The sequence below is a fragment of the Chryseobacterium sp. KCF3-3 genome (genome assembly GCF_045865955.1).
In the GTDB taxonomy this organism is placed as follows: Bacteria; Bacteroidota; Bacteroidia; order Flavobacteriales; family Weeksellaceae; genus Chryseobacterium.
Genome location: NZ_AP035792.1, coordinates 2820054 through 2833823, shown reverse-complemented (window position 1 = coordinate 2833823; position 13770 = coordinate 2820054). Strand labels below are relative to the sequence as shown.

Sequence of the window (13770 nt, the reverse complement as noted above, 5' to 3'; positions counted from 1 at the left end):
ATCACAATATGAAGAAAATTTTAAGCATACTACTCTTATTTTTATTAAATTTTAGTTTTGCCCAGGTAAAGTGGATGACCATTGAAGAAGCTTTAAAAGCCCAGAAGGAAAGTCCCAAAAAAATATTAATTGATTTCTATGCAGACTGGTGTGGTCCGTGTAAAATCATGGATAAAAAAACGTATGGTCACCCTGTAATTGCTCAGATTTTAAATGAGAATTATTATCCTGTAAAGTTTAATGCAGAAGAAAAAAAGAGCATTGAAATCTTTGGAAGAACATTTTCAAATCCTAATTCTGAACATAAAAAGGGGAAAAATTCTCTGCATGAGTTTACACAGTATATGAATGTAGGAGCTGTTCCAAGTACCGTATTTCTGGATGAACATGGCGATCCCATTACCATTCTTCAGGGAGAACTGTCTGCCAAAGAACTGGAACCTTATCTGGAACTGATCTCCAAAGATTTGTTTAAAAAGATTAAGACCAGAGAACAATGGGAGGATTACCAGAAAAAATTCAAATCTAAAATAAAAGATTAATTAGAACTTTGAAACCTGATTTTCTGTTTCAATTCTAAAAATTCACTATAGAGGCTTCCAATTTTTTGGAAGTCTTTTTTATTTTACCGAAATTCGAACCTTTATTTCTATTATCCGAAATAAGGATCAAAAAATTCGAAAATTAGTATCCTGAAACCTGAAAATGAATCTCGAAACCTCCATAGAATATGTAAAAGGAATAGGTCCGGAAAGAGCCAAACTCATCAAAAGTGTGTTGGGTTTATCTACTGTAGAAGATATGTTGAATTTCTACCCTATCCGTTATCTGGACAAAAGTAAAATTTATACTGTTTCTCAACTCAAAGAAGAAACCAGCCAGGAAATACAATTGAGAGGAAGAATTACTCAGATACAGGAAATTCAGACCGGTAAAACCAAGCGCTTATCTGCAAAGTTCAATGATGAAACTGGTAGTATAGATCTGGTTTGGTTTCAATATTCCAAGTGGTTGAAAGAACAGCTTCCGATCAACAAGGAAGTTTATATTTTTGGAAAGATCAATGTTTTCAACCGCCAGTTTTCTATGCCGCATCCGGAAATTGAAGCAGAAGAAAAAAAAGAAGGAGACACTCGTCTTAAACCCATTTATCCGAGTTCTGAAAAACTAACCAAAAGAGGATTAAATCAAAGGTTTTTCCAGAATGCTTTAAGAAATATCTGCAAAGAGATTCCAAGCCTTATTGAAGAAAATTTCCCGGATTATCTGATGAAAACCTTTAAATTCATGTCAAGACAACATGCTTTTCTGAATGTTCACTTTCCAAAAGATCAGGAACATTTTGATAAAGCAGATTACAGATTGAAATTTGAAGAATCATTTTTCTTTCAGTTAGGATATGGCTTAAAGAAACTCCATCATAAAACACAGTCTCATGGTAATCCTTTCCCGATTATTGGAGATCACTTCAACGATTTTTATGAGAGCCATCTTCCTTTTGAGCTTACCAACGCACAGAAAAGAGTTTTAAAGGAAATAAGAATGGATATGAAAAGGCCGATTCAGATGAACAGGCTTTTGCAGGGAGATGTAGGATCAGGGAAAACAATGGTTGCCCTTCTTACCATGCTGATCGCCATGGATAATGGTTTTCAGAGCTGTTTGATGGCTCCGACGGAAATTCTTGCCCAACAGCATTACAATGGGATTAAAGAGCTGTTGGAAAAAACAGGAATCAATATCCGCCTTCTCACAGGTTCTACCAAAGCAGCTGAAAGAAGAATTATTCATGAAGAACTGGAAAATGGAAGTCTTTCTATTTTGGTAGGAACTCATGCCGTTTTAGAAGACAAGGTTAAATTTAAAAACCTGGGATTAGCCATTATTGATGAACAGCATAGATTCGGGGTTGCTCAAAGGGCTAAACTGTGGGCTAAAAATAAGATTCCACCCCATATTCTCGTGATGACCGCTACTCCTATTCCAAGAACTCTGGCCATGAGTTTTTATTCTGATCTGGATGTTTCTGTGATTGATGAGATGCCAGTGGGAAGAAAGCCTATTATTACTGCGCACCGCAGGGAAAAAGACAGACTGTATGTGTATAACTTCTGTAAAGATGAAATCAAGAAAGGCAGACAGATTTATTTCGTATACCCTCTCATTGAAGAATCGGAAACGTTGGACTATAAAAACCTGATGGAAGGTTTGGAACATGTCATGGATTATTTCTCAGAATACAATGTGACAATGCTTCACGGGAAAATGAAACCGGATGAAAAAGATGCTGCTATGACTTATTTTGCTTCGGGAAAAGCTGAAATAATGGTTGCAACAACCGTAATTGAAGTTGGAGTAAACGTTCCGAATGCTTCGGTAATGGTGATTGAAAGCTCAGAAAGGTTCGGACTATCACAGCTTCACCAGCTCAGAGGGCGTGTAGGAAGGGGTGCCGAACAGAGTTACTGTATCCTGATGACTTCCGATAAATTATCAAAAGAAAGCAGAACGCGTATTAAAACAATGACTGAAACCAATGACGGTTTTAAAATTTCTGAGGTAGATATGCAGCTTCGTGGTCCCGGAGATATATTGGGAACTCAGCAAAGTGGTGTGGTAGATTTTAAAAGACTGGATCTTATTAATGATTCTGCGATCATCAAAACAACCAAAAATACGGTAGAAAGAATACTTGAAGCAGATCCTATGCTTGCAAGACCAGACAATCTGATCATCAAAAATTATTATATCAGATACTACAAAGGAAAAAATAAGTGGAGTAAAATATCATAAAAAAAACCGCAGAAAAAAACTTCCTGCGGCCCCCTTATAAAACTGTTATTTAGAAGAAATTACTTTTGGTATGTCCAAAAAAAATTTATTTTAATAGTTCAGGCTTAATATTTTGTGATGTGGTGTGAAAATATTTATATAACAATATAATAATGAGCTAAAACCATAACTATTAAAATAAATTATAAAAAAACAAAATGAATTATTTTTTCCAACTTGCTTATTATAAAAACTAACTGTGTTTCGGTGGAGATGAGGGAATGAAACGAATAAAAATATCTCCAACTACTTATTGAGTTTTCATGATTGTACCGTTTTGTTTAAAGATCTTCTGTGCTTTATAATTGGAAAATTAGTATAATCCATTTTGTTTAACTAACATCGTGATTTATATAATTTTGTTCTTTAGAAACAATTACTTTCATTCATCTGTATCTTCTACTATATTATGAAATTTGTGTCTTAGTTTACTTTTACAAATGTCTGTATATTAATTCAGTTGCCTTTTATATTATTTTAATTATTAGTTATAAAATTTTCACTTATTTGTGAATAGTATGCTATAAATATGATTTAAAAATCATTAATATTTAATTAACAAATCCTTTATTCATCATATTTTCAAGATGAAATTATCTTTATTCAATCCGGAAGTATGATACTGCCAGTTGATCGTAATAACTTCCGTAAGTACCTTTTTAAGCTTATCAAAACACTCAGGTTTTTTCATAAAAATGTGAGCTCCTTTTACAAAAATATCTTCTATTTCATTTTCCGGAATGGGGTCAGAAAAAATAGCCGTCACCATATTGTTGAATTTTGAATTCGAAACAATATCTTCCAGGCATTCCATGCTCTCTTTTCCGGGAATCCTATAATTGATAAAAACAAGTTCCGGAACTACGGCATCATCATTATTCAGGTATTCCATCAGACTGTTCCCGTTACTGAAACATTGAACTTTTATAGAGATTTTCAACTCTTTCAGAATATTTTTAAAAAAAATCAAAGTGTTTTCATCGTTATCTGCTACAATTACGTTCAGAAATTCTTTATTCATACTGCATTTTATGGTTTATTACAGTGCTTTGTGCTCTTCTTCGTTTGCCTATAATTTTTTGAAACTGGGATGGTGTGATTCCTGTTGTATTTTTGAACTGGGTACTTAAATGCGCCACGCTGGAATAGTTCAGCTTATGGGCAATTTCTGTAAGACTTTGTTTGTTTCTTATGATCAGAGCCTTTGCATGCTCAATCTTTTGAAGAATAATAAAATTCTCAATAGAGGTATAAGCAACTTCTGAAAAAAGATTGGAAAGATATCCATAGCTGTGATTCAGCTTTTCAGAAATATAGATGGAGGCTTTTACCGGTATAATTTCATCAGAAAAAACGAGCTCTACAATAGCATCTTTTATCTTCTGTACCAGCGCACTTTTTTGGCTTTCTATGATCTCGATCCCATAATCTTCAAGATTTTTCTTAAAAAGATTGTGCTGTTCCTGTGTGAGGGGCTCATAGAATTCCACTTCACCGAAGTTCAGTAACCTGTACTTCAGCCCGTGTTCTTTAAGTTTCTCGTCCAATACCTTTTTGCAAAGAGCATTGAAATCAAATTTAACATACATTTTCATCCTAGTATATATAAGCCAATATTATTTAGTAAATATAATAATTTATTTCAAGTAAACGTGAAATAGATGTATATTTTTAATATTTTACTATATATACGAAAAAACTCCTGTATTTTAGAATACAGGAATTTAAACACTAAGGATGAAAAAAATATACTGATAAAAAGCTTTTCAGCTCAAAACCAAGCATATGAATGTATTGTATAAGTGATTTGGTTCTGAAGCAAAGATGAATTAAAAAAACACATCACTCGTTATAGAATTATAATTAAATGTTACAGAATTTTAAGTCAAATCAGGGTGAATTATATATTCCATTTGATAATCATCCATTACGAAACCATTTCCTATATCTAAAATCATTTCATTATATACCTTAAAATTCTGAGATTCATAGAATTTTCTTGCATTGTTTTCTTTGTTTACATTCAGAATAATTCTCTTGTCACTGCTTTCAGAAAGTTTTGACTTCAGGAAGTCCAGAGCTCCTTTTCCGAACCCTTTCCCTTTGCTTTCCGGAACAAGATAAATTCTGTGAAGCTTCGTAGTTTCTATTTCATATCCGTGTTCATACCCAATAAAACCTTCAAAGGAATTATTATTCTCATCAAAAATTAAATAGTAATGATAGTTTGGATTGTCAAGATGTTTAGAAATTTCATCTTTAGAATACATTTCCTCCAGCATATAATTGATCTGTTCATTGGAAATAATTCCTACATATGTACTCTCCCATGATCTTCGTGCAAGATCCTGAATCAAAGGAATATCTGCTGCTGTTGCCTGTTGTAATTTCATGATTGGTTATATTATGATGATTAAAAAAAGTGAAAAGCCTAAACTTTTCACTCTTTATATTGTTCAATGATGACTGATGAGTTTTAACATGATTAAAATTCACTTTGCCAGATCATTATTAAATCTTAGTCATTTCAGCTTTAATTTTTGCATGAAGACCTTCTGAAGCTTTTACCAAAGGAAGTCTCAGATAATTTTTGATGATTCCTTTTTCCGTCAGAATTACTTTAATACCACAAGGATTACCTTCGGCAAAAATCAGACGGGTAATATCTACCAGTTTGTTATGAATTTCATAAGCTTCTTTTACCTTACCTTCGAAAGCCAGCTGCACCATCGTAGAAAATTCTTTAGGATATGCCTGCCCGATTACGGAAATTACACCATCTCCACCGGCAAGTGTTACAGGTAATGTATATTCATCATCTCCTGAAACTAAAGAAAATCCTTCTGGTTTCTTTCTGAGAATATCAAAATACTGAAGAATGTTAGGAGAAGCTTCCTTAATCAGGAATAAATTAGGAAATTCCTTTGCAAGACGAAGGGTAGTATCTGCTTCTACATTTTGCCCTGTTCTTGACGGAACATTATAAATAATTATATTTTTTCCTGTAGAAGCTAAAGCTTTATAATGTTGATAAAGACCTTCCTGGTTTGGTTTATTATAATATGGAGATACTGAAAGTACGGCTTCAAATGCAGAAAGATCTGCTTCTTCAATCTGTTTCTTGACGTCAAGAGTATCGTTACCGCCAATTCCTAAAACTAAAGGAAGACGTTTATTATTCACCTTAATGATATGCTCAATTACCTGTTTCTTCTCCTCTGCAGAAAGCGTTGCGGCTTCTGCCGTTGTTCCCAATACAACTAAATAATTGGTTCCGTTTTCGATATTGTACTCCACCAGTTTTGTTAAACTGTCGAAGTCAACGGATAAATCTTCATTAAAGGGCGTTACCAATGCAACACCTACTCCTTTTAAAATGCTCATCTGTTAGAATTATTTTTGTCAAATTTAATAATTTACAGTAAGAATTTGTAATAAATAATAATGTTTTATTATACATATAGTTATATTTGCATATACTAAAAGAGATTATGAAAAATAAATTCTTGTTACTAGGAATTGCTCTGGTGTCGCTTACTGCATGCAAAACGGCTTCTGTGCCGCAGCTTGTGAATGTAAAGACTCAGAAAAATATTTCTATTAATAATGAGCTAAAGAATGATGAGGAGTTTGTAAAATTTATCGAACCTTATAAGCAGAAACTGGATAAAGAAATGAACCAGAAGATCTCGCACACCAATGTGGATCTTACCAAACAAGGCGATAACAGCAATTTGGGCAATCTTTTAGCTGACTATACGTTTGAAGGAGGTAATGAATGGATCAAAACTCATCGTAAGCAAAACGTAGACGCTGCACTGATCAATATCGGAGGAATCCGAACCACTATTGGAAAAGGAGATATTTTACTTAAAAATGTATTTGAAGTAATGCCTTTCGAAAATGAAGTGGTAATTGTAAAAATGAAAGGAGCAGATTTACAGGGTCTTTTTGAGTATTATGCAAAAACGCAGGTCAACAATCCTGTTTCTCATTTATACATTGAAACAAAAAACGGACAGGTAATCAAAGCCTTAATCAATGGTAATACAGTAGATCCTTCTAAAGATTATTATATTGCTACTTCAGACTATCTTGCACTGGGAGGAGACAATATGAAATTCTTTGCCAAAGGAGAATCCATTGCAACAGGGATTAAAATGAGGGATTTATTTATCGATTATTTTAAAAAATCACCTGAAGTGGTGGCTAATTCGGATGTTCGTTTAAATTTTATTGGGAAGTAATAATGGATAGAAAAAGTTTTTTAAAAGCAATAGGCGGCGGATCTTTAGCAATGGCTTTAGCTCCCAATATGATGATGGCAGAGGAATTAAAAATTCTTAATTTAAAATCTGCAAATAAACTGACTATTCTACATACCAATGACCAACATAGCAGAATAGAACCTTTTGACGCAAGCTATACCAAAAATCCTAATCAGGGAGGTTTTGCAAGAAGGGCAAACTTAATCCAACAGATCAGAAGTCAGGAAAGCAATGTTCTTCTTCTTGATTCCGGAGATATTTTCCAGGGAACTCCTTATTTTAATTTCTTCGGAGGAGAACTGGAGTTCAAATTAATGTCTATGATGAAATATGACGCCTCTACCATGGGAAATCATGATTTCGATAATGGACTTGATGGATTTTTAAAAGTGCTTCCTAATGCGAAGTTTCCTTTTATCTGTTCCAATTATGATTTTAAAAATACTGTTCTTGACGGGAAAACTTCTCCCTACCAGATATTCAATAAGAATGGAATTAAAGTAGGCATTTTCGGAGTGGGAATCCAGCTGGATGGCCTTGTAGGCAAAAAACAGTACGGAGAAACCGTTTATTCCAACCCGATTGATGTAGCACAGCATTATTCAAACTTCCTGAAGAAAGAGAAGAAATGTGATCTTGTGATTTGTCTTTCACACATCGGCTACGACTACAGAGACGAACCTAATAAAATAAGTGATAAAATTTTAGCGGCCAATACAGAAAATATTGATATTATCTTAGGAGGCCATACTCATACATTCTTACCGGAACCTCAAACCTTTACCAACAGACAGGGCAAAAATGTCCTTGTTAACCAGGTGGGATGGGCAGGTCTTCTTTTAGGTAGAATAGATTTTTATTTTGATACAAACAAAAACGTACAGCATATTTCCTGGAACAATCAGGTGATAGATAGCAGCATAACCGCATAATATGAAAAAACTCTCTATAATTTCTCTTGGTATTTTAGCATCCCTGCAGCTGACAAAAGCACAGGTTATTTCATCCAAAAAGTGGGCAGATCTTTTTTCCTACAATAATGTCTTAGCAATGAAAGAAGACAATGGAAAAATCATTGCAGCCACTCAAAACGGAATATTCTATTATACAATATCAACAGGAGAAATTACGAAGTTATCCAAAGCCAATGGTCTTCACAACATCGGAATTACCGCTTTCGATTATAATCCTCAGACTAAAACAGGGCTTATTGGTTATGAAAACGGATCTATGGATGTGATTACCCCACAGGAGATCAAATATATTGTTGATATTCCTATTGCTACAGGATATAATGGGGATAAAAAGATTAACCACATTTCTATCACCGGAAATCAGGCTGTCATTTCTGTTGGATATGGAGTTTCTATATTTAACCTTCAGAATAAAGAGTTTGGTGATTCTGCATTTTTCCTGTCCGGTGGTATTTATCAGGCAAGTAATGAAGCTACGATATTCGGGAATAAAGTATATTCTGTAACAGATACAGGATTGAAAAGTCATCAGATGAATACTACATTTCCTGTGTATTCTACCTGGACAACGGAAGCTCCCGGAGCTTTCAAACACATAGATTCAGAATCAGAATTGGTTTACTCAACGGCTACAGCAGCTTATATTTATAACAACGGTACTCCAACACAACTTCCTACTACTTTTGAAAAGATCAGGGATGTTGTTATGACTTCCAATAGTATTGTGGTTACAGATAACAGAGTGTACACCTATGGAATCAATGGAGTATCGCAAAATGCGGTAAGCCTTGGTGAAGAATGTAATACTGCTTTAACAGCTGGTGGAAAGATTTTAGGCGGAACGGTATTATCGGGAATTAAGGATGAAGGTAACAATACTTTTAAACCTTCCGGACCTTACTTCAATTTTGCTTATAATATCAATCTTTTTGATAATAATCAGCTTCTGGTTTCCTCGGGTGCCAGAGCCAATAATTACAACCATCCGTTTATTCAGCCACAAGAACCAGGATTTTATTATTTCAATGGTACAGAGTGGATTTATCCTTCATTTTTCAATAAAAGTAATCCCAATCGTCCCATCTTTATCAACGTATTGGATGCTATCATAAGTCCTTATAACAGCAATGAAGTACTCTTTACCAATTATACAATGTTGGATAACGGAGTGTATAAAATGAAATATAATGCGACAAGCAAAGATTTTGAACTGGTAAAATATTATAATCTGGGAGCACAGCCTTACCTCAGACGTCCGGTAGGTTTTGCTGTAGACCCACAAAATAATTTGTTTGTTTCTTTTGGATTCAATGATGGAAACCCTTCTATAGGAATCTACGATAAAGCATCTGATGATTTTCTTATCAAGAAAATAGTTCTTGCCAGTGATGGGATACAAAAGACTATTTACCATGAAAACATGCTATGGACACCTCTGCCGAGATCTAATAATTTCTGGGTATACGATTATAAAAATGCCACTAATCTTTCTGATGACAATGATTATATTCTGGGAACGTCTAATGGATTTAACAGTTCCGGAGGAATTTTATCAGTAGCATTTGATAAGGCTGGTGATGCATGGATTGGTACAGACGGAGGACTAAGGATCATGTCTAACGCAGCAACAGAAATTAAAAGTGCCCAGCCTAAAGTGGAGCCTATAGTTATAGAGCAGAATGGTTTAGGAGAAGAACTTTTCAGAGAATCAGCTATTCTTCAGGTCGCTGTGGATGCAGGTGATTATAAATGGGTATCTGTTGATGGTGGTGGTGTTTATTACCTGTCTTCAGACGGTCAGAGAACCATAAAACATTTTACCAAAGAAAATTCACCTCTTCCTACGAATAGTGTTACCGATATAAAAGTTGATAAGAAAACAGGTAAAGTATATTTTGTGACGTATAATGGTATTGTAACGTATCAGGGAGATGTTGCAGATGTGACTTCCAATTTCGGTGATGTGGTAGTGTATCCTAATCCTGTTGTTTATTCTAATTTCAAAGGAAAAGTAACGATAAAAGGTCTTGCAGAAAAAACCAATATAAGAATTGTAGATGCTGCAGGAAATGTAGTTCACTCAGCTGTAGCACGAGGAGGATATTATGAATGGGATCTGAATAATCAGAAAGGAACAAGAGTAGCCTCAGGGATGTATTTTGTTCTGATGACGAATGAAGACGGATCTGATAAGGCTACCGCCAAAATAGGAGTGGTTAATTAATGAATTCACAAAACGGTTTTTTACTTTCATTTATCAAATATGGGGAAAATGATGCTGTATTGCATTGTTTTACAGAAGAAGAAGGTTTTCAGAGCTATTTTCTGAAGGGAATTTATTCCAAAAAGAATAAAAAGAAAGCCTTGCTTCAACCGTTGAGCCAGCTCAATTTTTCTGTAAATCCACCACGTGGCAACGGTATTCCGTCTGTTTCAAAATTTGAACTGGTAAAAAACAATGACATTTATACAGATATCAAGGTCAATACCGTCATTTTCTTTATTTCAGATTTTCTGAGCCATATTCTTAAGCATGAGAATAAAAATATTCCGATTTATTCCGGTATTGATCATCTTATCAGTGAGCTGACCCATAAAAATTATCAGGCACATCTTCTGTTTTTGCTGGCTTTTTTAAAAATTCAGGGCGTTGCTCCATTGTTGAGTGAAGGCCCATTTTTAGATCCGGAAACCGGAACTTTTTCACTTGGAATCTGTCACCAGCTTTTCAATGAAGAAATTTCCATGCTTTGGAAAGAAGCACTTTGTGCAGAAGATTTTTATGCCACAAAAATCCATTCCTCCTTGAGAAAAGATTTCCTTGACAGCCTTTTGGTATACTATCATTACCATATAACGGATTTCAAAACTCCAGCCTCCTTGGAAATCATACAGCAGATATTTGAATAGATAATATTATTCCTTCTCTGTTGTTTTTTCAATATCTTCCGGCATTTCTGTTTCGGATTCTGCCATTTCTTTTTTGGAAAATCTAGGTTGAAGAATCTTAGCAATAAGTCCTGTCCAGCCCGTCTGATGAGAAGCTCCTACTCCACGGCCGTTGTCTCCGTGAAAATATTCATAGAACAAAATATAATCTTTAAAATCAGGATCAGTTTGAAATCTTTCATACTGTCCATGAACCGGTCGTTTCCCATTTTCATCCTTTAAAAATATCTTGGCAAGTCTCTTGTTTAAGGCATCTGCAATCTGATCCAGGCTAGAATAATTACCGCTTCCTGTAGGATATTCCACTAAAAAATCCGGGCTGTAATAGAAGAAAAAACGCTGAAGACTGTCAATAATAAGGAAGTTGATAGGAAACCACACCGGACCGCGCCAGTTGCTGTTTCCACCAAAAAGTCCGCTATCAATTTCAGCAGGTGTATATTTTACGCTGTAATTCGTATCATTCAATGTTAAAGTATAAGGATTGTTTTCATATTCTTTGGATAAAGCTCTTACTCCGTAATCACTTAGAAATTCATCCGGATTCAACATTCGGTTTAACAGTCTTTTCAAACGATGTCCCCGAAGCAGAGATAAAAGGTGTTTGGAATCCTGTCCTTTCACTTCCCATCTTGAAACCAGAGAAGCCAGTTCAGGCTTATTATCCAGTACCCATTTCATTCTTTTCTTGAAATTGGGAAGGTTTTCAATCATTTCATCATCGATAACCTCAACGGCAAACATCGGAATTAATCCGACAATTGTTCTCAACTTCAAATACATATGTGTTCCGTCACTGGAAGCTATGGCGTCATAGAAAAACTCATCCTGCTCATCCCAGAGACTGAAATTCTCATCTCCCATATTATCCAGTGAATGCGCAATAGACAGAAAATGTTCAAAGAACTTCATCGCCATCTCTTCATACACCTTATTGTAAAGAGCCAGTTCCAGGGCAATTCTCATCATATTCAGGGCAAACATGGCCATCCAGCTTGTTCCATCAGACTGTTCCAGCTGTTCTCCGTTAGGCAAAACAGAATTCCTGTCAAAAACCCCAATATTATCGAGTCCCAGGAATCCGCCTTCAAAGATATTATTCCCATTAAGGTCTTTCTTATTAACCCACCATGTAAAATTCATCAATAACTTCTGGAAAGCACTTTCCAGAAATTCCAGATCGGGTTTATCTTTTAAATATTCATCAATTTTAAATACCCTGAAAACCGCCCAGGCATGTACGGGTGGATTTACATCACTTAAGTTCCATTCGTAGGCAGGCAACTGTCCGTTGGGATGCATATACCATTCAAACAGGAAAAGTTTTAGCTGATGCTTTGCAAAATCCGGATCTATCAAAGAGAAACTGATGGTGTGAAATGCCAGATCCCATGTTGCATACCATGGATATTCCCATTTATCCGGCATTGAAATGATATGTTCATTATTAAGATGCTTCCAGTCGTAGTTTCTTATAGTTTCACGGGACTTTGGCGGAGGCATTTCTGCAGGATCACCTTTCAGCCATTTTTCCACATTGTAGTGGTAAAACATTTTATTCCAAAGCATTCCGGCAAAAGCCTGTCTTTGTACCAGTTTTTCATCTTCTGAAGCAATTCCTTTCTGAATTTCTGCATAAAACTCGTTTGCTTCTTTCTGTCTTTGTTCAAAAAGAATCTCAAAATCTTTAAAAGGCCCTCTTATATCTTTATCGGAAAGCCTGAATTCAAATGTTTTTGATTCTCCGCCTTTAAAATCCTCATCAATAAAGAAAGAAGCTTTGGTTCCTGTATTTTGGGGATTCACAGACTGAGAATTTCCCGTCATCACAAAATTATTGATCCCGTCTTTACAGTATTTTGACTCATTGGAAGACTGGTAAAGCCTTTCATTATTGGTTTCGTTGTTACAAAATAATGTCTTTAAAGATTGTTTTGCATAGACATTTTTAACCTCGATATCCTGATGATTGATTTTAATATGATCCGCATCTTCAGCAGACAATTGTGGCCTATAATCATCATATCCCCAATTCCAAGTATTCCTGAACCAGACGGTCGGAAGAATTACGAGAGGCGCTTCTTTTTCAGATTTATTAACTACTGTTAGTCTTACAAGGATATCACTCTGACTTTCTTTTGCATATTCAATAAAAATGTCAAAGTATTCATTGTGATCAAAAATCCCTGTATCAATCAATTCATATTCAGATTCCTCTTTTCCTCTTGCTGCATTTGTTTTTATGAGATCTTCATAAGGAAAAGCATTTTGAGGATACTTATACAGCATCTTCATGTAAGAATGCGTAGGGGTGGAATCCAGATAGTAAAAATATTCTTTCACATCTTCACCGTGATTTCCCTGTCCGTTGGTCAATCCAAAGAACCGTTCTTTCACCATTTTATCTTTTTTATTCCAGAATCCTACAGAAAATACCAGTTTCTGAAGATCATCACAGATTCCGCATATTCCTTCCTCACCCCAACGGTAAGTTTTGGCTTCTGCGGTGTCATGATTGGTGTAATTCCATGCATCTCCGTTTTCACTGTAGTCCTCACGAACAAGTCCCCATTCACGGTTACTGACATAAGGCCCCCATTTTTTCCATGAAACATCTGAAATTCTCTGTTTTTCTGACATAAGCGATAATAATTATGAGTAATGAGCAATGAGTAATATATAATTTCGTTTCAAGCTCTAAGAACAACCTCAAAAACTTTAAACTTTGAACCTTGAACCTTAAACCT

11 protein-coding genes are annotated in these 13770 nt (G+C 35.1%); 6 read left to right on the top strand and 5 right to left on the bottom strand.

The features are described 5' to 3' along the window. Positions 1 to 8 precede the first annotated feature (8 nt). On the top strand, positions 9 to 542 hold the full coding sequence (locus ACKTTZ_RS12810) for a thioredoxin family protein (protein ID WP_034693649.1): 534 nt from the start codon (positions 9 to 11) through the stop codon (positions 540 to 542). Between the two features lie 163 nt (positions 543 to 705). Further along, positions 706 to 2793, top strand: coding sequence for an ATP-dependent DNA helicase RecG (recG, locus tag ACKTTZ_RS12805; protein ID WP_407845753.1), 2088 nt, complete (start codon positions 706 to 708; stop codon positions 2791 to 2793). A gap of 613 nt (positions 2794 to 3406) precedes the next feature. Here recG and ACKTTZ_RS12800 read toward each other — a convergent pair. The 4 genes from ACKTTZ_RS12800 to dapA form a co-directional block, all read right to left on the bottom strand. Then, on the bottom strand, positions 3407 to 3853 hold the full coding sequence (locus ACKTTZ_RS12800) for a response regulator (protein ID WP_253316912.1): 447 nt from the start codon (positions 3851 to 3853) through the stop codon (positions 3407 to 3409). Further along, complete coding sequence (locus ACKTTZ_RS12795) at positions 3846 to 4427, bottom strand: AraC family transcriptional regulator (protein WP_034693638.1); 582 nt, start codon at positions 4425 to 4427, stop codon at positions 3846 to 3848. Before ACKTTZ_RS12795 ends, ACKTTZ_RS12800 begins: the two co-directional genes overlap by 8 nt. A 285-nt stretch (positions 4428 to 4712) precedes the next feature. Continuing rightward, positions 4713 to 5225 carry a GNAT family N-acetyltransferase gene (locus ACKTTZ_RS12790; RefSeq protein ID WP_081906403.1) on the bottom strand — a complete coding sequence of 171 codons (513 nt, stop codon included), beginning with the start codon at positions 5223 to 5225 and terminating at the stop codon, positions 4713 to 4715. A 118-nt stretch (positions 5226 to 5343) separates the two neighbouring features. Then, positions 5344 to 6216 carry a 4-hydroxy-tetrahydrodipicolinate synthase gene (gene dapA, locus ACKTTZ_RS12785; protein WP_034693636.1) on the bottom strand — a complete coding sequence of 291 codons (873 nt, stop codon included), beginning with the start codon at positions 6214 to 6216 and terminating at the stop codon, positions 5344 to 5346. Positions 6217 to 6323: 107 nt separating this feature from the next. Between dapA and ACKTTZ_RS12780 the strand changes: the two genes are divergently transcribed. The 4 genes from ACKTTZ_RS12780 to recO are packed head-to-tail and all read left to right on the top strand — an operon-like array spanning position 6324 to position 10984. Further along, positions 6324 to 7079, top strand: coding sequence for a 5'-nucleotidase C-terminal domain-containing protein (locus ACKTTZ_RS12780; protein ID WP_034693634.1), 756 nt, complete (start codon positions 6324 to 6326; stop codon positions 7077 to 7079). A gap of 2 nt (positions 7080 to 7081) precedes the next feature. Then, a complete protein-coding gene (locus tag ACKTTZ_RS12775; RefSeq protein WP_034693630.1) occupies positions 7082 to 8032 on the top strand; it encodes a bifunctional UDP-sugar hydrolase/5'-nucleotidase in 951 nt (316 codons plus the stop codon). A gap of 1 nt (position 8033) precedes the next feature. Further along, positions 8034 to 10298, top strand: coding sequence for an isoleucyl-tRNA synthetase (locus tag ACKTTZ_RS12770; protein ID WP_034693628.1), 2265 nt, complete (start codon positions 8034 to 8036; stop codon positions 10296 to 10298). Beyond that, positions 10298 to 10984: a DNA repair protein RecO gene (gene recO, locus ACKTTZ_RS12765; protein WP_034693625.1), complete on the top strand. Its 687-nt coding sequence runs from the start codon at positions 10298 to 10300 to the stop codon at positions 10982 to 10984. Before ACKTTZ_RS12770 ends, recO begins: the two co-directional genes overlap by 1 nt. Positions 10985 to 10990: 6 nt before the next feature. Here the strand turns inward: recO and ACKTTZ_RS12760 are convergent, their stop codons facing one another. Continuing rightward, on the bottom strand, positions 10991 to 13663 hold the full coding sequence (locus tag ACKTTZ_RS12760; protein WP_407845752.1) for an MGH1-like glycoside hydrolase domain-containing protein: 2673 nt from the start codon (positions 13661 to 13663) through the stop codon (positions 10991 to 10993). Between the last annotated feature and the right edge of the window lie 107 nt (positions 13664 to 13770).

What these genes read in the sequence shown, in the direction of transcription:
- ACKTTZ_RS12790 (WP_081906403.1), bottom strand. Translation starts at nt 5,225, where the DNA reads ATGAAATTACAACAGGCAACAGCAGCAGATATTCCTTTGATTCAGGAT.
- dapA (WP_034693636.1), bottom strand. Translation starts at nt 6,216, where the DNA reads ATGAGCATTTTAAAAGGAGTAGGTGTTGCATTGGTAACGCCCTTTAAT.
- ACKTTZ_RS12795 (WP_034693638.1), bottom strand. Translation starts at nt 4,427, where the DNA reads ATGAAAATGTATGTTAAATTTGATTTCAATGCTCTTTGCAAAAAGGTA.
- ACKTTZ_RS12780 (WP_034693634.1), top strand. Translation starts at nt 6,324, where the DNA reads ATGAAAAATAAATTCTTGTTACTAGGAATTGCTCTGGTGTCGCTTACT.
- recO (WP_034693625.1), top strand. Translation starts at nt 10,298, where the DNA reads ATGAATTCACAAAACGGTTTTTTACTTTCATTTATCAAATATGGGGAA.
- ACKTTZ_RS12810 (WP_034693649.1), top strand. Translation starts at nt 9, where the DNA reads ATGAAGAAAATTTTAAGCATACTACTCTTATTTTTATTAAATTTTAGT.
- ACKTTZ_RS12775 (WP_034693630.1), top strand. Translation starts at nt 7,082, where the DNA reads ATGGATAGAAAAAGTTTTTTAAAAGCAATAGGCGGCGGATCTTTAGCA.
- ACKTTZ_RS12770 (WP_034693628.1), top strand. Translation starts at nt 8,034, where the DNA reads ATGAAAAAACTCTCTATAATTTCTCTTGGTATTTTAGCATCCCTGCAG.
- recG (WP_407845753.1), top strand. Translation starts at nt 706, where the DNA reads ATGAATCTCGAAACCTCCATAGAATATGTAAAAGGAATAGGTCCGGAA.
- ACKTTZ_RS12760 (WP_407845752.1), bottom strand. Translation starts at nt 13,663, where the DNA reads ATGTCAGAAAAACAGAGAATTTCAGATGTTTCATGGAAAAAATGGGGG.
- ACKTTZ_RS12800 (WP_253316912.1), bottom strand. Translation starts at nt 3,853, where the DNA reads ATGAATAAAGAATTTCTGAACGTAATTGTAGCAGATAACGATGAAAAC.